The sequence below is a fragment of the Paenibacillus glucanolyticus genome (assembly GCF_037333485.1).
In the GTDB taxonomy this organism is placed as follows: Bacteria; Bacillota; Bacilli; order Paenibacillales; family Paenibacillaceae; genus Paenibacillus_AQ; species Paenibacillus_AQ glucanolyticus.
This window is the reverse complement of record NZ_CP147845.1, coordinates 3,057,877-3,077,725: the sequence shown is the minus strand read 5'-3', so window position 1 is coordinate 3,077,725 and position 19,849 is coordinate 3,057,877. Positions and strand designations below refer to the sequence as shown.

17 protein-coding genes are annotated in these 19,849 nt (G+C 48.0%); 1 reads left to right on the top strand and 16 read right to left on the bottom strand.

Translation table 11 applies throughout. The annotated features are described in order from the left end of the window. Positions 1 to 3 precede the first annotated feature (3 nt). The 16 genes from WDY75_RS14585 to WDY75_RS14510 form a co-directional block, all read right to left on the bottom strand. Positions 4 to 882: an ABC transporter permease subunit gene (locus tag WDY75_RS14585; protein ID WP_152826097.1), complete on the bottom strand. Its 879-nt coding sequence runs from the start codon at positions 880 to 882 to the stop codon at positions 4 to 6. Positions 883 to 944: 62 nt separating this feature from the next. Further along, positions 945 to 2,375 (bottom strand): extracellular solute-binding protein, encoded by a 1,431-nt coding sequence (locus tag WDY75_RS14580; RefSeq protein WP_231888316.1) that lies wholly within the window; start codon positions 2,373 to 2,375, stop codon positions 945 to 947. Between the two features lie 20 nt (positions 2,376 to 2,395). After that, positions 2,396 to 3,400 (bottom strand): LacI family DNA-binding transcriptional regulator, encoded by a 1,005-nt coding sequence (locus WDY75_RS14575; protein WP_006210478.1) that lies wholly within the window; start codon positions 3,398 to 3,400, stop codon positions 2,396 to 2,398. Positions 3,401 to 3,644: 244 nt separating this feature from the next. Then, positions 3,645 to 4,238: an N-acetyltransferase gene (locus tag WDY75_RS14570; protein WP_063480654.1), complete on the bottom strand. Its 594-nt coding sequence runs from the start codon at positions 4,236 to 4,238 to the stop codon at positions 3,645 to 3,647. Further along, on the bottom strand, positions 4,235 to 4,855 hold the full coding sequence (locus WDY75_RS14565) for a TetR/AcrR family transcriptional regulator (protein ID WP_063480653.1): 621 nt from the start codon (positions 4,853 to 4,855) through the stop codon (positions 4,235 to 4,237). Before WDY75_RS14565 ends, WDY75_RS14570 begins: the two co-directional genes overlap by 4 nt. 103 nt (positions 4,856 to 4,958) lie before the next feature. Next, positions 4,959 to 6,323 carry an MATE family efflux transporter gene (locus WDY75_RS14560; protein WP_063480652.1) on the bottom strand — a complete coding sequence of 455 codons (1,365 nt, stop codon included), beginning with the start codon at positions 6,321 to 6,323 and terminating at the stop codon, positions 4,959 to 4,961. A 215-nt stretch (positions 6,324 to 6,538) separates the two neighbouring features. After that, positions 6,539 to 7,588, bottom strand: coding sequence for a hypothetical protein (locus tag WDY75_RS14555; RefSeq protein WP_063480651.1), 1,050 nt, complete (start codon positions 7,586 to 7,588; stop codon positions 6,539 to 6,541). 63 nt (positions 7,589 to 7,651) lie between these two features. Then, entirely contained in the window at positions 7,652 to 8,455 is an 804-nt protein-coding gene (locus WDY75_RS14550; RefSeq protein ID WP_036637624.1) for an ABC transporter permease, read from the bottom strand. 12 nt (positions 8,456 to 8,467) lie between these two features. After that, the gene (locus WDY75_RS14545) at positions 8,468 to 9,277 is read right to left on the bottom strand and encodes an ABC-2 family transporter protein (RefSeq protein ID WP_036637622.1); all 810 of its coding nucleotides are present in this window, start codon (positions 9,275 to 9,277) and stop codon (positions 8,468 to 8,470) included. After that, entirely contained in the window at positions 9,274 to 10,257 is a 984-nt protein-coding gene (locus WDY75_RS14540; protein WP_006210486.1) for an ATP-binding cassette domain-containing protein, read from the bottom strand. The genes WDY75_RS14545 and WDY75_RS14540 overlap by 4 nt, the downstream gene beginning before the upstream one ends. 60 nt (positions 10,258 to 10,317) lie before the next feature. Further along, the gene (locus WDY75_RS14535) at positions 10,318 to 11,493 is read right to left on the bottom strand and encodes a radical SAM protein (RefSeq protein ID WP_063480650.1); all 1,176 of its coding nucleotides are present in this window, start codon (positions 11,491 to 11,493) and stop codon (positions 10,318 to 10,320) included. Continuing rightward, on the bottom strand, positions 11,465 to 12,571 hold the full coding sequence (locus WDY75_RS14530) for a hypothetical protein (protein ID WP_063480649.1): 1,107 nt from the start codon (positions 12,569 to 12,571) through the stop codon (positions 11,465 to 11,467). Before WDY75_RS14530 ends, WDY75_RS14535 begins: the two co-directional genes overlap by 29 nt. A gap of 22 nt (positions 12,572 to 12,593) precedes the next feature. After that, positions 12,594 to 14,069: a hypothetical protein gene (locus tag WDY75_RS14525; protein WP_338842199.1), complete on the bottom strand. Its 1,476-nt coding sequence runs from the start codon at positions 14,067 to 14,069 to the stop codon at positions 12,594 to 12,596. Positions 14,070 to 14,079: 10 nt separating this feature from the next. Then, complete coding sequence (locus WDY75_RS14520; protein WP_006210491.1) at positions 14,080 to 14,355, bottom strand: phosphopantetheine-binding protein; 276 nt, start codon at positions 14,353 to 14,355, stop codon at positions 14,080 to 14,082. A gap of 544 nt (positions 14,356 to 14,899) precedes the next feature. Further along, the gene (locus tag WDY75_RS14515; protein WP_063480647.1) at positions 14,900 to 15,550 is read right to left on the bottom strand and encodes a DUF998 domain-containing protein; all 651 of its coding nucleotides are present in this window, start codon (positions 15,548 to 15,550) and stop codon (positions 14,900 to 14,902) included. 279 nt (positions 15,551 to 15,829) lie between these two features. Then, positions 15,830 to 17,914, bottom strand: a complete 2,085-nt coding sequence (locus WDY75_RS14510) for a methyl-accepting chemotaxis protein (protein WP_063480646.1) — start codon at positions 17,912 to 17,914, stop codon at positions 15,830 to 15,832. 243 nt (positions 17,915 to 18,157) lie between these two features. On the opposite strand from WDY75_RS14510, the gene WDY75_RS14505 reads away from it, so the two are divergent. Then, positions 18,158 to 19,780, top strand: coding sequence for an amidase family protein (locus WDY75_RS14505; protein WP_063480645.1), 1,623 nt, complete (start codon positions 18,158 to 18,160; stop codon positions 19,778 to 19,780). The last annotated feature ends 69 nt before the right edge of the window (positions 19,781 to 19,849 follow it).

The following is a 19,849-nucleotide window of genomic DNA, read 5'->3' as shown; positions in this document are numbered from 1 at the left end:
GATTCACCCTTCATCGTAGCGGATAACCGCTCTCGTTGCGTACGTAAGCATGAATGTCGCCATAATTACGAGGAACCCGGCAGCCGTAGCTGGCCCGATACTAAACTCCAATATGCCTTTCTGATAGGTATACATCATAATCACGTCCACCTTGTTAGCGATGGCGCCATTACTCATCACGAATATTTGATCGAACATCCGCAGGATACCCAGTATATTCAACATGATGACCACTTTCATAGTGGATTTGAGCATCGGAAGCGTTACATAACGGACTTTCTGCCAGCGGCTGGCTCCGTCCATGCTTGCAGCCTCGTATAATGACGGATTGATGTTCACGATGGCAGCCAAGTACAGAATGCAGGTATACCCCATCTCCTTCCAACCTGAGGTCAGGATCATCACGGTACGGGCATAGCGGTCGGAAGACAGAAAGCCAACAGACTGACCGCCGAAGAGCTGAATGATCTGATTTACGATGCCCGTGTCCGGGGACAGCAGCAGAATCCACATGCCGCCTACAACAACCCAGGAGAACAAATGAGGTAAATAAACGATCATCTGGGTCATCTTTTTGAACCAGACCGAAGCCACTTCATTCAAGGAAAGCGCCAGGATCAGCGGTAAAATAAAGTTGATCACAAAAATTCCGCCGCCGATCACAAGGGTGTTCCTGGAAACATCCCAAAAAGCCGGATCCTTTAGTACACTTCCATAATTATCGAAGCCGATAAACGGCCGGTCCCCGATGAGACGGTAATCCTGAAAGCTGATGACAAGTCCGCGCGCAAGTGGATAAAAGGAAAAAATCAGGAAATAAGCCAGGATTGGAAACATCATAAAATAGAGTGTTTTATACTTGAACACGGCTCTCACGTACATTCACCACCTTCATAATAAAATAAAGAGGGAGCAGAGTGCCGCCGCCCCCTCCTCTTCAAGCATTAATCGATAAACCCGCCTGCCTTGAGTTCTTCGCGCATTTGTTTCACCGCATCGGCAGCCGGCATTTCGCCCATGATGGCTTTGAAGGAATATTTATTGATAATCTTCTCAGCGTCCGACCAATGGGGAGGCGTTAATTCCAGTGATGCGTATTGATCAACAAGATCCTGCGCTTCCTGTACGCCTGGCAGTTTGCCAAAAGGCGCTTCGACGTTGCTGTTGTACCAGAATGGAACGCCGTGGTCGGAAGCATGCTCTTTACCGATCTGGGTCAGTGCATACTTGCCGCTATTATCTACTGTGTAATCAATATCCTTGATACCTAAGCTTCCTAAAGTAATGCCTTCCTCGGAATGCCACCATTCAATAAATTCAAAGGCTGTTTTCGGATGCTCTGCATTGATTGGAACAACCCAAACATCCGGATCACCTCTGCGCAGCATGTGGTTGCCGTTTGAATCTGCCGCTCCCGGCAGGCCCTTCGCTTCAAATTTCGTAGTCGGATCTTGTTCATAACGCGTATTGTTCAGCATGCCTACCCAAGCGTCCCAGTACGTAATCATGCCAACGCGGTCGGTCAGGAACAGGTCGCGCATTTTACCTGTGTCGTTGGTGGCAAAGTTCGGGTCAAGAATCCCTTCTGTAAACAGCTTGTTCAGCCATTCATAAACCGGGATGGCCGCATCTGTAGAATAAGGAACGTCCAGCTTGCCGTCCGCTGTTTCCACATAACGCTGTTTAAGGCCCGCTGCGCTGAAGAAGCCCTGCAATTCGTACATGCCTGCCGTGCTGAGTCCGTAGGTGTCTTTTTTGCCGTTGCCGTCCGGATCCTGTTCCGTGAAAGCCTTGAGGACCTTATAGTAATCATCAAGCGTTTCAGGTTCAGACAGATTCAGCTTGGTCAGCCAGTCTTTGCGAACGATCGGCATCGTACCTCCCTGATATTTGGTGAACACACCGTAAACCTGCCCATCCTTGGTCTTAACCTGCTCCCATTCCTTGGCGGGAATAACTTCAGTGTCTGATAGCACCTTGGAGCCATTCACTTGATCGGTCAACGGCATGAGGATGCCTTGATCAATAAAGGTGGACATTTTCTCTTTGCTGATCTGCAGCAGATCGAACTTTTCTCCGGAAGCGATAGCGGCAAGCAGCTTCTGATCGTAGTCGGAAGCCGGCTTGTTCATCGTTACCTTGATGCCGGTTAAACGTTCGATTTCCTTCTCGAACTGAATGTTTTCTTCCGGCGTTTTCCCACCGATGACACCTGTCATGATTTTGAGCGTGCGTTCCTCCCCATTCGATGATTCTTGAGATGCCGCACTGCTGCGGTTGTCCGAACTCGGAGAACAGCCTGCAAGTACACTTCCGAATAAAGTTACAACCATGATTGCACTAAGAATCTTCTTTCCTGTTGCCAAGCTAACCACTCCTTATTCGTCATTTATGATCAACAAAAAACACTGCAGGATTCCCTTACAACCAGCTGCGCGGGGATGATGACTTGCCTGTGGACGCTGCTGTCGTTTATTTTCTCAATTAACAGCTTGGCAGCTTCATCTCCGAGCTTTTCTGCCGACAATTCGACCGACGTAAGCCTCGGGTTCATGTCTTGAGCTAAAATCGCATCATTGCTCAGCGCGATGACCGACAGCTGTTCCGGCACCTTGATATCAAGCTCTCTAGCAGCCCTCAGCACGCCAAGAGCCACTCTGTCCGTATCCGTAATGATGGCTGTATAGCTTAATTTCCCATAAGTATTCAAAATGGACATATAACCGTAATCCGTTCCGTTGGTATGGGCATAGTACATCACGCATTCATCCCGTAACGACAGGCCGTGCAGGCGATAGGCCTCCGACAAGCCCTGTCTCCGGTCCTGGGCCACCGTCATATCGGCTGCAGCATTCAGAAACAGTATCGATTCGTGGCCGTTTCGGAGCAAATAGTCTCCTACCTCATGGGCAGCTTCCGTATTGTTGTTATCCACGTAGCTGATCGATTCGTCATGCGGGTCAGGCCGTCCCACCAGCACGAGGTGAATTCCCATCTTACGGTACCGTTTAATCCGTGAATCATTCTTACGAGGGTTCAGCAGGATGACGCCATCAACGGGATCCTGGGAATACATAGTGGGATCCTCCTGCTCCGGCAGAGTGTCAAGCACCACCCTGTAGCCTTGCTTGGTGCATTCCTTGATGACACCGTTAATCATCTGAGTATCAAAGGCCGTCATCGTCCCGTCGGGAGGAAGGGGTATCTTGAGACCAATGCTCATCGTCCTTTTGATCGCGAGGCTTCGCGCCAGATGGTTAGGGAAATATCCCAGCTCTTGGGCTACTCTCAGTACCCGCTCCGTCACTTGTTGGCTGATCGGTCTTTTTTTGCTGAACACGCTGGATACGGTCCCCTTGGATACTCCTGCCATCTTGGCAACATCATCAATGGTAGCCATTACATTTGGTTCCTTCCTCTGCTGCGAATTCTGAATACTCTGCATAATCATTAAACCGGTTTAATGACCCTGCGTATTTGATTTTAAGTAAGAATAATTTAATAGAATCCATGTTTATGTTAATTGAAAATAAAATCTCTTAAATAAAAAAACACACGCTATGATCTGAATAAGCTAGATCATAGTGTGTGTTTGGCATACGGGGTGGTCTGAACGTAGAGTTGGCGAGAATTCGTTTTGGAGATTATTGGGTATGGATCAACGACACAAAGTAATTAATTCCTATTTTCTTAGCCTGCTTAACAGGTATTGGCTTTCGCTTGTATTCGTCAAAACCTAATTTATGATACAGTTTCATGGCCGGAATATTGGTATCTGCGACTCCATCAATCAAATAAACTTGATAAGGTGTATGCTCAAGGATATGACATATCAGTTGTGAAGCAACACCTTGCCCTCTGAACTCAGCAGCCGTGCCTACAAATTCGATGGAACCTACGCAAGATGAAGGATGTCCTGGAGTCGTTTCAAATTCTTTTTTCAGGAAAATAGCGGCCATGCTGCCTTTGAAAAAGCCCAGATGTTTTCGAAGTTCCTTTTTATCAAGTTGAACCGAAAATGAGGCTCCATCCGTGCAGGCTGCCATTCCGATTACTTGTCCGTTGGATATAGCCACGTAGAATTGATCCAGAATGAACATATGGGCAAATGACGCTGCTATCTTCTTGGGATCCTTGGAGAAAAATCCTAGCCACTGTGTAAAGCCCTCGGCGAATGTTTCAGCTATTCCTTGCCTCACATCACACTCGGCTTGATCCGCTCTTACAATGGTAATCATGACACGTCCACTCCCTCTCTAAATAGAAACGCTGTGAGCACCGACGGTGAGGGCATCGCAAAACTGTTCTTCAACAGCACCTTCATCTCAGCCAAGCCCTGAACCGATGCGTAAAAAAAGACTGCCATTTCGCGTGCATCGCCTGAGCGGAATTCTCCAAGATGCTGCCCCTTACGAATAAGTCGGGCCGTAGCATCAAGCAGTCTTGCATTGACCTGGAGAATCTCTTCATGTTGTTTGGAGGGTGTGCCAGCGCCTGCAAACATGGATTGATTGATCAGAATCAACAGATTGACTAGTTCCTCCCCATTCATGAAATCCGTGTAGATTTCGTCCACAAATCGTGCCAATAAGGTTTTGGGGGATAGATCGGATTCGAAATAGGCAATATTACGTTTCAATCCTTCGACGGCAAAGTCCACCAATTCGTGAAACAATTGATCCTTTGTTCTGTAATGCCGATACAGAAGCCCAATACTGATGCCAGCTGTATCCGCAATATCTTGAACATTGGTCGATCCGAATCCTTGATGAACAAATAACTGCATTGCGGCAGCATGTATTTTCGCTCTAGTGGCATTGCGCATTTCTTCAAACTGTTCCTTCGTACGCGGCAATTGAACAGCTCCTTTTTATGAGTGAGTTTTTACTCATTATAAAACATAACAACCCGATTAACAATCCACCATTTTTGATGTTTTGGATATTGAATGAATCTCATTAGGAAGCATCCGATTGCACCGTTAAATTCTGCATCCATTTACCAGATCGATATCGAATATAACCGATTATAAATCGCACGACCTCCTCCAAGGAGAGGAAAAAATAAACCCAAAACAGCGGCTGCTTCCATACAAAAGACAGCATGAATCCGAGGGGTACCCCGACTAGCCATGTAGCCGTCGACTCCATGGCAAAGACGAATTTACTGTCACCGCCACTTTGCAGGATACCCCCTGCGATGATCATATTTGCAACCTTAACCCACATGAATGCAGCAAAAACCCATATGACATAAACGGACAGCTGTTTCACTTCCACCGAAACTTGGAATATTCTCGTATACATTGGAGCTAGGAGAACGACCACAATACCAAGTCCGAATGAAGTCACCAGGCCGACGCGAATGAGTTTTCTAGCGTAATTCATTGCCTGCGTATGATCACCTTCGCCAAGCTTGTTTCCAACCATTACACCTGCCGCCGCTCCTATACCCGACAATAAACCGATCATCAGCCCTTGAAGCGGGAACGTAATGGTCATGGCCGTCATCTCGGCCACACCCATTCGGCTATAAATAACAGCATAAACTGCCTCACCGAGCACCCATACGAACTCTGTCAGCACAAGCGGGTACATGGTGACAAGGAACTTTCTCGCTAGCGGCCTCGATGTGCGGAAGAGATGTTTGAATTCCACGGCCCCCGGAAGACGGAACCAGTATACGGCTCCAATAATGAGTAAACATTCCGCTAACCTGGCAATAACGGTTGCATATGCAGCGCCTGCGAGTCCAAGCTGCGGGAAACCGAAATGTCCGAAGATCAGCAAGTAATTAAGAATAATGTTAAGCATGACCGCGCATAAACTGACATACATCGGAAGCTTTACATGCCCTGTGCTGCGCAGAATTGCAGAGTATAACATCGTCAGCATGATTGGAACATAGCTAAGCGCTCCGATCTGCAGAAAGATGCCGCCTTCTCCTGTCACAAGCATATCTGTCGTAAACAAGGAGAGCAGCGGCTGCGGATTGAAAAAAACGATAATGGCAAACAGTATCGACAGTGATAATCCCAGATACAAGCTCAGTCCCAGCAAGTGTGAAATGCTCTTTGTATCCTTCTTCCCCCAGTACTGAGCAGTATAGATGGAAAGTGTGGCAGCAAGTCCAGCCAGAACGACGGAAATAACGCTGAAAATTTTGCTGGAGATTCCAACTGATGCGATGGCAATATCACCTAGCTGTCCTACCATGACCTGGTCTGTCATGTTTAGCAGAGCCATTATTAAGCTCTGCAGCGCAATGGGAATCGCTAATGTATATAGCGTCCTGTAGAATGATTTGTTTGCATGGTCACTCATGGATTTACCTCTTTCTACACTCAATTTTTGATGTATAAGTTAAATCTGAACGCAAAAAAAGCACAACCCCGGACGAAGCCAAGGTTGTACTTTTCAGTAGCATTGCCTGTATATTGCTATGAGTATAGCACCAGGATTTGGATATTACAAGATGGAGAAAATACGCTTATCCGTGTAAGAAACTGATAGTAATCCATATCATTTATTATGATCAGCTAGGTGGAGCCTTCGAGCAGTGCAATCAATTTTTGCAGCAGAACCGGCTCTTCCTTTCGGAACTGGTCGAACCGGAGCCTGAGCCGTTCAAACACGTCCTTGTCTGCTCGAATTTCATGACGAATGTACTGATCCCTCAGTTTCATCGCTCTCTTGGTGATATCCCTGTAGCCATCCGCAAGCTCTTCATCGTACGGGATGATCCCTTCAGCCACCAAATAGTCGATCCGCTCGCTCATCATTTTTTTGTGCTCCCAGAGCACATGTAGATGCCTCACGTCACTACGGTCACCAAGCCGGGAATCGTTGCTCTCTACGGCATCAAAGTACATTTGCAAATAGTCGTAGACCTTTAATCCGAAAGCCTGCTCTTCGTCCGGATTATAATTGATTCGGTTTAAATGAGTCTCACCGTTTAAGTAATCGCGCAGTTGGTCAACAGCAGCCGTTCGATCAAAAGGATACGGAGAATGCGGTTCGTATTTGTAGAAATACGTGTGATGATCCGCCTTAACCCCCTCCTTCAGCAGATGCCTCATGGAATGGACAGCATCCTGGAACTCTGTGAACGGGATCTGCAGATTGCGGTACACTCCCGTATGGTCGAACATGGAAGCATCGAAGATTGCTTGGTCCAAGTCGAAACCATATAGAAACAGATGGTGGGGAAACGGCTCTTTCTGATAGGCCGCCGCCGGGGATAGCCTCGATTCGTCCAGAAACACAACGCAATAATAGCCGCTGCGAATCTGATCCGCAAAGAATTGCGGCCAGGCGTCCAAGGGCAAAAACTCTAAAATCGTATAGTTGACGGAGCACGTGAGCAGAAACGGATTGTTGAAATTCAGTTCATTCGGTTTGCCGCGAAAAAAATCGAAATAGAACTGCCTGCCATCCTCCAGGAATGTTTTTTTGCAGGACAACTGAATAAAATTGCTGAAATACCAAGGAATCGTTTCTTCGTGGATGCTGGTGATCGAAAGTGTATAAGCCCACCTTAAAAATCCTTTAAGCGGCGGATTCGATATCGGAAGCTGAACAGCCCTCATGGATTCTCCCCCTTCTGGTTTCTGAGTTATCACCCAACTGCCATACATGACCGACATATCTTCTTAGCTGCTTGCACTGCTGTATCCCTTCACAGCCTGCTTCCAAATCAGTCGAATGACTGTGAAGAGCAGAAGCGAACCGGCAAGTGCCAGTCCCGCGTAGAGCCAGCTGAGCTGTCCCAGCAGGAACAGCGGTCCGAAATTGGTAATGAGGAACAGTGGAATGGCAAATGTTCCGATTCGGCGGACCCAAGCCGGGTAAATCGCCATGGGAAAATTGTTGGCGTCCCAGGCGGAATGGGCGATCTCCGACGCAGAGCCCGTCTGAACGAACCAGAATGACAGCAGCGCAGGGATAATCATCAGACAGTATGTGATGACAACGGAGACAAGCAGCAGCAGCATAAACCCGGCAAGCTGCAGCAGCGTCAGCGGAATATCCATGGCATGCCAGCCGATGCCAATCATGACGAACCCAACCAGAATATCAGGGATCGGCAGCGCCAGATCGACATAACGCAAGGAAGCCATAAATTGAAGAGAAACCGGCTTTGTAAGCATTAAGTCGAGCGAGCCGTCCTTGATATACTCCGGAATTTTTGTGAAATTCGTGAAAAAGAGTCCCACATAAATGCCGGTCACTACGGTGTGCATGCCTATAAATAGAAGCAGACCTTCAGGCGGTATGCCGTCTACGTGAAGATCGGTGCGGAACACAACGAGCACATACAACAGCTTGGCGAGCAGGTAGACGGATTCCACAAGCAGACTCATCATAAAATTGCCCCGAAACTCCATCTGGGCGATGAGACAATTTTTGATGAACATGCCATACAGATGTGCGTATTTTCTTATGGTTTTAAACATATGGAATGCCCGCTACCCCCCAACCGCCGAATATTTCTTCATAGAAACCCGCCACGTCAGTCGGGATAGCAAGAAGAACAGGAGTATCCATCCACACTGGATGAGCAGCCCCTGGTACATCGCCCCTACCTCTGTTTTGCCGCTGAGGACATTGACCGGAAAATAAATGGTGTACGGAAACGGCGTGTACTGAAGTGCCTGCACCACCGAATCTCCGAAAATCTCAAGCGGAAACATGCCTCCGCTCAAAATATTGACAAGCAGACTCGTAATAACAAAAAAATAAGAGATTTCATTCAGATAAAAAGCACTCGCACAGATGCAGTAAGCGATCAGGAAATTAAGCAAAAGCGCGCCCCACAGCGTGACGGCAAACAAGACCAGCCGTACGGCCTGGAGCTCGATTACGTCCCCGGCCGCTGCGATCCAGATGATCCCTACAAGCATTACAGCGGTAATTCCGTAATAAATCGCCTTCTGCCCGAAAAAGGACACCAGTCGATACCCGAAGTAGCTGACCGGTTTGATCAAATACTTGTTGAGTCCGCCGTTCTTGATATCGTCGACAATCTGGTGCTCGAACTGGGTCGCGATCAGCTTGGACACCAATCCCGCCAAAATCGTATACAATATGATTTGATGGTATGAATACGAGAACAGCGCCGTTTCGCCGGAGTGCCGGTAAACTGCCGTCCAGATAAAATATTGGACAAGAATCGGAAACGCGGCTCCAAGAAGTCCGAGGAAGAAGTGGAATCGGTATTCCATCGAATGCTGAATTCCCATCGAAAAAACAGCCGTATACAATCTCCGTCTATTCATCCTGCATATTCCTTGCGGTACAGCCTTGATATACTCTCTTCGATCGGCACGTCCTCAATCGTCCAATCCAAAATATCAAACGAATCAAGGACGGCGCGCGATACTTCCTTCATGCGGTATTTCGGCAGCTCCAGCACAGCGTTATAATCGTCCATACTCACAATCTTCCCGAACGAAGCCAGCCGCTGTTCCGCGACCGGCTCGGAGAACTGCAGCCTGATGATTTTGTGCTCGCCAAATAAATGGTTAATCTTATGAAGATCGCCGTCATACAGCAGGCTTCCTTCGTTAATGATGATCGTACGCTTGCACAGATCCTCCACATCCTTCATGTAGTGGCTGGTCAGCAGAATCGTCGCGCCGAACTGTTCATTATAATATTTCAAAAACTCCCTGACCTTCTTCTGGGAGGGGAAATCCAGGCCGATCGTCGGCTCGTCCAGATACAGCAGCTTCGGGCGATGGATCAGAGCGGCAATCAGCTCCATTTTCATCCGTTCGCCCAGGGACAGCCGGCGCACCTGCACATTCAGAAGCTCCTGCACACCTAACATCTCCGATAGTTCGGCAAGACTTCGGCGGTAAAGATCATCCTCCACGTCATATATACATTTGTTTAAATAAATCGATTCGCTGGCGGGAAGGTCCCACCAGAGCTGGTTTTTCTGACCCATCACAATGGAGAACAGCCGTTTGAACTCGTTCCTTCGCTCCCAAGGCACATAACCGAGCACGTTGGCCTCCCCGCTTGTAGGATATAAAATACCCGACAGCATTTTGAGTGTCGTGGTTTTCCCCGCCCCGTTAGGACCCAGAAATCCAACGCACTCGCCTGGGCCGATATCGAAGGAAACGGATTTAACCGCTTCCTTCACAAGTGACTTCCGGGCAAACAGATTTTTCAGTGAATGCCTAAGTCCTGCTTCTTTCCGGTAATACACAAATGATTTGTGCAGCTCCCGCACACGGATAAAGTCCATCCCCGCTCCTCCTGAACGATAACATATAGTCCCATTTTGGGCGGTATCCAATCTGAAAGCTTAAACTCCATTGTTATACAGAAGCACACATTTGGAGCATATCGGCATCAAACCGCAGGCCAGCACCTCGCGCTGTTTCCGTAGATCCTCGCCGTGAAAAATATCCGCCACGCTGTCTTCGTACAGATTGCCGACACTGAATTCCGGGAAAAATTTGCACGGATTCACTTTGCCGTCCGGCATGACATCCATCCGATTCGAGATGGAAAAACACTTGGTCCGCTTCATGGCCGGCTTCTCGCTGCCTCGGATGAATCCTTCTACTTCTTCGGCCTCCAGTGCAGGCTGATAGCGAATGCGCACATTCCATACACGGGAATTGACGCGTTTAAGCTCTTCGATTAGTGTGTCATAATTGCCCGGGGAGATATGGAATGTGAAGGAGTGCCAGCTATTCTTGTGATTGTCCGCAAAGCGGGAGGCAAGGTGCGGGAAATGGGCATCAAAGTAGGTGTCCATCTTTTCCGCCGTACCGGGAGGGATGTACCATGGGAAGCAGAAGTAAACGGAATCGACGCCCATCTCTTCGAAGAATTCCATAAAGCTGTAAAGCTGACCAACCATCTGGTCATTCACCGTCAGGGCTACGGAAACTTTGCCTTTGTACAAGCCCTGCTTCTGCAGATCAAGCAGCAGCTGTACGGCGTGGATCACTTTCTTGAAGGTGCCTTTGCCCCGAATCGCGTCATTCTCCTTCTCGAAACCTTCCAGGCTGACCAGCATAACCAGATTTTCCGACATTTTCAGAATGGAATCCAGCTTCTGTTCGATGAGAATCGCGTTTGTGCAAATGGTTGTGTACCGGTCTTCCTTGGCCAGCAATTCCGCCAATTCATCGAACTTGGAATAGAACAGCGGTTCTCCACCCCACAGGAACACACGCGATTTGCGCTCTCTCGTTTCAGCCAGAAGCTTCTCCACAACGGGAATGTCGATCTCGTCTTTCTTCTCTTCCTTGGCAAACCCGTGATGGAACCCGTCCGGATTCCATTCGAAGCAGTGCTTGCAGCGCAGGTTGCAGCCGTTATTAAGCTTGATCCCGATCTCATAAGGCACGGGGGCGGCATAAGTCGGATCTTCCCGAAGTTTCCTCCCCGTTTCCGCCAGCGGAACGAGGGTCCTTTTCATATTTTGGAATGTCAGCTGGTCAAACGTAACTGCTGTTTTCGGCTGCATAAGTTTTCCTCCCGAAATGATTGATTTTTGATCGCTCCTCCAGCAAACGCGTGTGTATTCTCTCCAGATGTTGTTTCGAGAAATCATGGGCTGCCCATTCCGCGAACCGGATGCCGAAGCCGCAGGATTCCCAATAACTTGAATTGTGAAGCTCATGCTCGCCGAACGGCTCCAGCATGACAAAAGGGATTCCATATGACAGCGAGTCGTTCAGGGTGGCGCCTCCCGGCTTGCTGATGATGGCAGCGCAGTTCCGCATCAGATCCGTGTAAGAGGCGTAATCCCTGAGCGGGATATCCTGTAAAACGCCGCCCTCACGGACATAACGGACCATTGGCGGAAACGTATGCCGCCCCTGTTCATCCCGGCTCCACGGGTCCCAGGCTGCGTCCGTTCCGAAGTACCGTGTAACCCCGTCGTCCTCCTCCACCTCGGAAGGATCATAGACAATCACATCCAGCGGGTAACCGAGCTCGCGAAGCTTAGGGATCGTTCCGGCATACGTCCCGATCCCCCAGCCGCCGCCATGGATCAGAATGCGTCCGGCACGCTGCGCATAAGGCAGAGGCTCCGTCTCGTCTGAAGCAATATAGCCGCCCGGTGACCATTTCGAAGGCTCATAGAACCAGACGTTATGGTAGCCGGGGTACAAGGACTTGTGTACCTTGAACGACGGCGTATCCCACGCATCCAACCGGATCAGTCGAATATCCAGGGGTTCGCAGGCAATGATCTTGTAGCGCTCCAGGATCGGCAGCCAGAAGCCGGTAAACACGGCAAAGCGGGATACCCCATCACGGTTCCATGCATCCAGCAGACGCTGGACCTCCTCCTCGTTCAGGGAAGATTCAACGGGTTTGGCCAGCTTATGGCCCATCAGGGCAACGGAGAAATCGGCATGGAATGCTTTTTTTGTGGAAGGGATCTTGCGCCTGATTTCTTCGTGATACAAATTCTCCAGAACGTGAACCGCTGCTCTGACACCTCTGTCTTGAAGGTACGTGTACAGGTGCATAGCCGGAATGTACGCGCCAAGCGAATTGCCCGACGCCAGCATGGTGATCGAAGATGAATTCATGCCCTGCCTCCTCGTTCCCGATTTAGTTGTACACTTTAACCGACAAGTCAGCGAGCACCTGTCTCAGCCTGTTAATCAGTTCACTGCGGTGCTCGTTGTCACGACCTACCACCGATACATACAGCCGTCCCTTCGGCATACCCCGTTTGCTCTGCAATCCGTCGGTGATACGGCGGGAGGTCAGAATATCGTTCACCATTACGGTGTTAGATGAAAGAGGCACAATCCCGTACCCTTCCTGGACAGTTAAGAGAAGACCGGACACGCGCAGCGCGTCCAGCAGCCTCCCGAACGCGAAGCCTTCGGGTAAACCGAGGGACAGGAATGTAAGCCAACTGGTATGGCCATGCGTTTCCCAGACTTTATTGAGATAAGCGTTAATGAGGCCCATAGACATGCGGGCGTTAATCTCTACAATCGGCACCACATCCCCGTTCTCCAGAATCATGGAGTCGAAGCAGACGAAACCGTGGTAGCCGTCCTCAGCCAATATGCCGAGTGCTTTTTCCATCGTGTCGAAATAACCGGCGTGCTCCAGAAGACGGATCAAAGCTTCATCCGCTTTAATAGACCCGCCGTAGTTCTGCTGCTGATTCATCATCCGCTGAACGGAGATGAAATCCTTCTCACCATTTTCCCGGATGAACCAGTGGGAACTGAAGTCGGTCCCCCTCCTCAGCAGAGGCTCCAGCAAAAATTGTGAGCGGAGGCCGCTCCGCTCCTGTTTATCCAGATGTCCCGCTATCCTTCGCTGCATGGCTTCGCCGTCGATAAGCAGGTTACCCTTGCCCGACACACCGAAGGGATCCTTCAGCAAATACGGCCCCTGCTTCAGAAGCGTATTTCCGGCAGACTCCATTTCCGCTGCGCTGTTCGCCTCCATGCCGTAACACTTCTCGCCGATTCTAGCCAGCAGGCGGTTGGAGTAGATTTTGGAGTTCACACGGACAACCGTCTCAAGGTCAGGCAAAGGACTAAAGGGCCCGGCGGCTTGAAGGTAAACTTCCGTATCAGCCGTAATGGCGTACGGAGTGAGAGGTTTGACGGTGTGAGTCCATACCGCTTCACGGTGCAGACCACCGGCAGCATGCTTGAGAGATATCATTTCCGCCAACCCCGTTGCCTCCGGATAGCCGGAACCTACTGCCTGCAGCATGCGGTCTGCCGTTATCTGATTTTGGGTTTGATCCGCCGCAAGACGGAACATGCACCGCTTGAAAACGTCCGCTTCCGGCAGGGGCTTCTTCTCATCGCTTAAATCAAAGTGATAACGACTTCGAAAGGAAAATCCTAACCCGGCTAGGTATTCATACAGTTCTGGATCGATTTGACACCGGCTGTAGAGGATATCGTCCGGTCCGCAAAATGGAAATAGCAGCTCGTCCATAGAGAGAACTATGGATTCCCGTTCTCTATCCGGCATAGCGGGCAGCCTGGTTAGATTCGGATCCCTCCACCTCGTTTCGGGATCGAATGTACCCATTACGATGGTTGGCATCAAGCCGGCCTCACTTCTGGACATCTTCGTATAAAGATAACTCCTGAGGCTGGCAGCTTTTCAGGAAAGTCATAAAGGTGTCGATCGACTGGAGATGCTCGTAATCGAATTGGTCATAGTCAATGACAACGTTCAACTGTTCCTCGACTTTAAGCATAAACTGGATCATTTGGAGTGAATCGAGGCCAATATCGTTGTTCAGTTCCGTGGTAGGGGACAGAATTTGGCGAAGTTCCGGTTGGTCTTCCTTAATAGCGCACAAAATGTCTACGATTTTATCGTACATGACTACACTCCTTTAAAGTGATAATGTGTGAGGGTACAACCGATCCTTACGTTTAGAGAATGCCATTCAAATCTAACCTGACTTAGACGCCCCTCCCTTTTCCATAGTTACAATTATTATGCTCATCATGCCAATTTCTGTCAATGATAAATACCGTTGCGTTGCTGACTTTCAACAATTACTGCCGGAGTAATACAGACACGGCGGTCCTCATGCACCAGCTAATATATATGCGTTGTTCCAATAGGCAATTCATACGAATGCACGCAAAATCTACATGTCACCTTCCCGTCTACCATACGGCAGCCGCCAATATTCTATATTTTCTTTCTCAACATGTGGAGATGATCCTGCAAATCAGCCTCCATGATCTGTATACCGGGCTCCTGCGAAGGCTTCATTTTATCGTCAAGCCTTCGCATAAGCACTTCAGCAGCTGGAAGCACAGCGGCTCCCTTTGACTGTGTCTTTTTTGTCCGCCATCGCATCGACAATTAACCTAAATTGCATTTGGATTCCCTCCTCGTATTTATGCTTCTTATACCTAGAGTGTTTCAGCACGCAGTTTCGCGGCAAGCAGCGAAACCCAACCGAAAGCAACCATTCCGGCGCTGCCCATAATAACGCCAATCCAAGCACTGTTCATCGAACCTACTATGATGAGCACAGGCGCAAGAATGCAAGATGCAATGCAATAGAAGCTCCAACCACGCTCGCCTTGTGAAGCAAACCGACGTGCAAAGACCATATTGGCCACGATCAGGCAAATAAAGGCGGTAAAAAAAGCTGCCGAGTGAAGGGCTGCCTGGCCGCTCATCGATGTCGGCGCTTCTGCGGGCGCACCCGGAGGAAAGCTGAGCCCAGGGTCTGGTCGAAACAGACCCGCCATCATCATGCCAATCCCATAGATTCCAATAAGCAGAGCCCCCCATGTACCTCCCTGGAATCCACGAAGTAAACGGCGCACGCCAATCGCCGCACATACAGCAAGCAATCCAGTAATGAAGAAATTAGCGCTCTGGACCCATCCCGCATCCCCCAAAGTAAGAGTACTAATAGCGTGGAACCTGATATCGAATCCCGTACGCGTAAACAATTGAATAATAGCTACTACATAGAACAACGGGGTGGATATAACTCCACCTATCAGAAGCATACGAATCACCTTATAATTTTGCTTGTTTATCATCATCATGATCTTCTTCCTCCTTAATTTTCCTTTTTACCTACGCAGAATGAACTTCTCCGTTATATAGACAACGAACAAGAGCAGGTCTAATCGACATTCCTCCATTCTTTTTTTGCGATTTTAATGGAATGGCTCGTTAACGATGTTCTATCGCTGTACAAAAAACAAGCCCTGCTAAGAGCAAGGCTTGCTGTAGGATGAGTTTCCTCTAAAATACTACTTCGCAGGCATATCGAGAGATGTAAACCGGGTCAGCCGTACAGCTTCTCTCTAGCCTGAAGTGAATCACTTATTATTTATGGTGAATTTTTTTACATTATCCTCCAGTTCAGTGGACAGTGCCTTGAGCTGAGACAGATAATCTGCCAAGTCATCAATCGTAGCCAATTGCTCCTCAGCAGCCGCAGACACGTCTTGAGTAATGGCTGCATTTTCTTCAGTAATCGCTGATATATTGGTAAAGACGTCCGTAAGTGCATACCGCTTTTCTTCCATCAACTGGATATGAACATCTACCTCGCTTGTTTTATCCACTTGGCTGTCAACGGAGACCATAATGTCGTTAAAGATCGATTCCGTTTCCCGTACAGCCGTTTCTTGATCCCTGAAGAGCTCACGGGATGTGCCGATAGCCTGAACTGCCGCACCTACCTGACTGTTTACGTTTGAAATAATGTAGCTAATACTGTTCACCGCGGAAGCTGATTGCTCAGCAAGCTTGCGGATCTCGGCAGCTACAACGGAGAATCCACGCCCATGCTCGCCTGCTCTGGAGGCCTCGATCGAAGCGTTTAGGGCCAGCAGGTTGGTCTGTCTGGATATTTCAAGGATTGTGACAAGTATGCTGCTGATTTCACCTGCACTTTCATTCACTTGATTAATGGCCAGTGCTGTTTCTTCTGACGATTTCAGCGTATTGTTGAATCTTCCTACCAACTCCTGCATAATGACAATCCCTCGTTGATTAAGCTCACCCGTATGTCGAGCAATATCCAGTATTTCCTGAGTGGATGTTGTGACCTGATCGATCGCTCCGCCGAGTTCTTCTACTTTTTCAGAGCCATTCATAACAGTGTTCGCTTCTTCACTGGATGCGGTAGAAAGCTGGATGATGGACTCGGTTATTTGAGAGGAAGCCTTTTGAGTCTGATCCATGCCATCTTTAAGGTTGGACGCCGATTGTGAGACAATATGCACCGAACCCGATATCCCACCGATTATTCTCTGTAAATCCTGCTTCATGACATCAATGGCCCGAACCATTGTGCCTACCTCGCTCTTCTTCTTCAACATCGCTTGTGGAATTTCAGCGGCAAGATTACCACTGCCAATTTGCTGCAGATAATGGACAGCAGCATGAATCGGCTTGGTAATCGCGCCGGATACAATCAACGAGACACCGATGGCAATCAGGACGATAATACCCATAACAATGAAAATAATTCGCTGAATTGCATTGATGGATTCCACGATTTCACTCTTGTCCATGATCGCGATATATCTCCACTGGGTTTCCGGTGATACAAAGACGCTGGCTGTGTAGTTCTTGTTATCCAAGGTGATATCAAAATTCTGATCTTTCAACTTGTCAATTTCAGTAAATTCCTTCACTCCCAGATCCTTCAGCGTTTTGAAATTCGTTTCCGGGTTCTTAGGATTCGCCAGAATCGTACCATTTTGGTCTGCCAGAATGACATAGCCGGTTTCACCGATTTTTATGTCATTGATGGTCTCCGTCAGTGATTCCAAGCTTACATCTACACCTTGAACACCAACGATGTTGCCTGCCTTGTCCTTGATGGTAACGGATGAACTGACAATTGGAACATTTCCGGTAAACGAAGCATAAGCACCTGTGCGCATGACTTTATCCGGGTTATCGATAGCCTGGGTGTACCACTCCCTGGGTCTTGGGTCGAATTTATCGTTAGAAGTACCTTCCGGCCATTGAATGTATCCACCATCCTTTGTTCCCAAATAGATGTAAGCAACATTCGGATGTGTTTTGGAATAATTCAAGAAAAAGTTGTAAATGTCCGATTCCAAACCTGCTTTTTTTGATGGCGTCATCTGAATGGTCCCGTCTTGGCCTACTTCATTCACATAAGAGGTGATGGATTTATCGATCTGCTTAGTGAGAGGGTGATTAGCGAAGTATTCAACCGATTCATTTACCGTATTAAAGTATAGGTTCATAGCACCACTAACTTGCTTAATTTCCTTACGAGTGGCTTCATAGAAATTATTTTCCATGTCTTTCTTAACTTTTTGGTCTATCGCGAGGCCGAGTGATAATGTCGATATCAATACCATGACGACCATCGTAACCAATAGTTGAAGCTTTAAATTCCATTGCAATTTCTTTCTCATGTTGTTTCTCCTCCAGTTTCTCTCATGTTGCTTCTCCTCCAGTGTTAAACATTTATGTATGTGTCCTTACATTCTATCGGCAGAAGGAGTGGATTTTGTTAAAATTTGTCGAATTGTTCACAAATTTTTAAGACTTTGGTTGGATACTATTCATTTTCACACTATTAATAACGATATTAATATAGGGAGAGAGAGAAACATAATGAGTAATTTGTACTATACAAACATCAGGAGGTAAGACACTTGAGTAAAAGAATTTTAAATTTCAAAGTATTATTAGCTATTTTGTTAATTGCAGCCATTTTTCCATGGAATCATGCAAGTGCCGAAATAAAGAAACAGGCGTTTGATCCGTTTGAGAAAAGTATTGATGAAGTCGCAACTGCTTTGAAAACAAAGCAAATTACATCGGAAGAACTCGTAGAATATTATCTGAACCGTATTGAGGCCCTTGACAAACAAGGTCCCACTATAAATTCCATTATTACAATTAACAACAAAGCGCTTGAAACAGCAAAAGCTCTGGATACTGAACTTAAAAAGAAAGGTCCAAGAAGCAAACTGCATGGCATCCCTTTTGTCGTTAAGGATAATTACGACGTCGTGGGCATGCCGACAACAGGCGGATCCGTTGCTCTGAAGAATGCCTATCCGACCAAGAATGCATTCACCGTACAGAAGCTTGTCGATGCCGGGGCTATTGTAATTGCCAAAACAAACATGTCTGAGCTTGCCGCTTCCTACGGAAGACTGGGCTATAGCTCCATGGGCGGTTTAACAATCAATCCTTATAATCTGAACCGTGATGCTTCGGGGTCCAGCAGTGGCAGTGCTGCAGCTGTTGCGGCTAATTTTGCCGTATTCGGGCTTGGAACGGATACTTCCGGTTCGGTCAGAGGTCCAGCTAATGTTACCGGCCTTGTTGGTATCAGACCAACTATGGGATTGACCAGCCGCAGCGGCGTGATTCCTAGCTCACTCTCTCTGGACGTAACGGGCCCTATGGCACGCAGCGTGAAGGACGCTGGCTTGGTACTCACTGCGATGGCTGGAACAGATAAAGAAGATAAAGCAACAAAATTTGCGAAACAGCATGTTCAAGACTACACCAAAGCATTAGATTCTTCTTCGTTAAAGCATGCACGCATTGGGGTCGCAACTGATTTCTTCGGTGACAATGTCGAAGTGGATACGATAACAAATCAAGCAATCGCGAAAATGAAAAGTATGGGAACGGTTGTCGTGCCTGTATCGTTCTCCAACCAAACCAAATACCTCTGGACTCCGGTGCTTGGACCGGTCGGGGATGCCGAATTCAAAAGCCAGTTTGAAAAATTCTTAAGTTTCCTTCCTGCTGGCGCACCCAAAACGCTGCAGGACGTGATTGATATTAGTGAGTCTCCTGAAGTATTGAACTCGGAGACGCCTGTTAACCCCGCACGTCTGGAAGGCTTGAAGACAGCATTGGCACAAGCGGATACGCTGTATTCCAAAGAATACAAGAACATCATGAACAAAGAAATTCCGAAGACCCGTGAGGAAATCACGAAAATAATGAAGGACAACAAACTTGATGCAATTGTCTTTCCTACCATGTCCTGCCCGGCTTCGAACCGTTTTGACAAAGAAGATCCTACTTATATCTGTGAAGCATATGACACCTATGCCGCAAGTTATGTGGCATCAGCAACAGGCTTCCCTGAAATCACCGTCCCTGCAGGAGCAGTGGAAGCAGGAGTACCCGTGGGCATCTCGTTCCTCGGTACGGCATACAGTGAGCAAAAGCTTCTTGATCTTGCCTATTCCTTTGAGCAAGCTACCCATGCCCGATTCGTTCCTGTTCATACACCAGAAACTATTCAGTAACGACATGACAGCCTCTGAATTCGCTCATTCTCTCCCTCAACATGCAGGCTGAAGAAACTCTATGATACC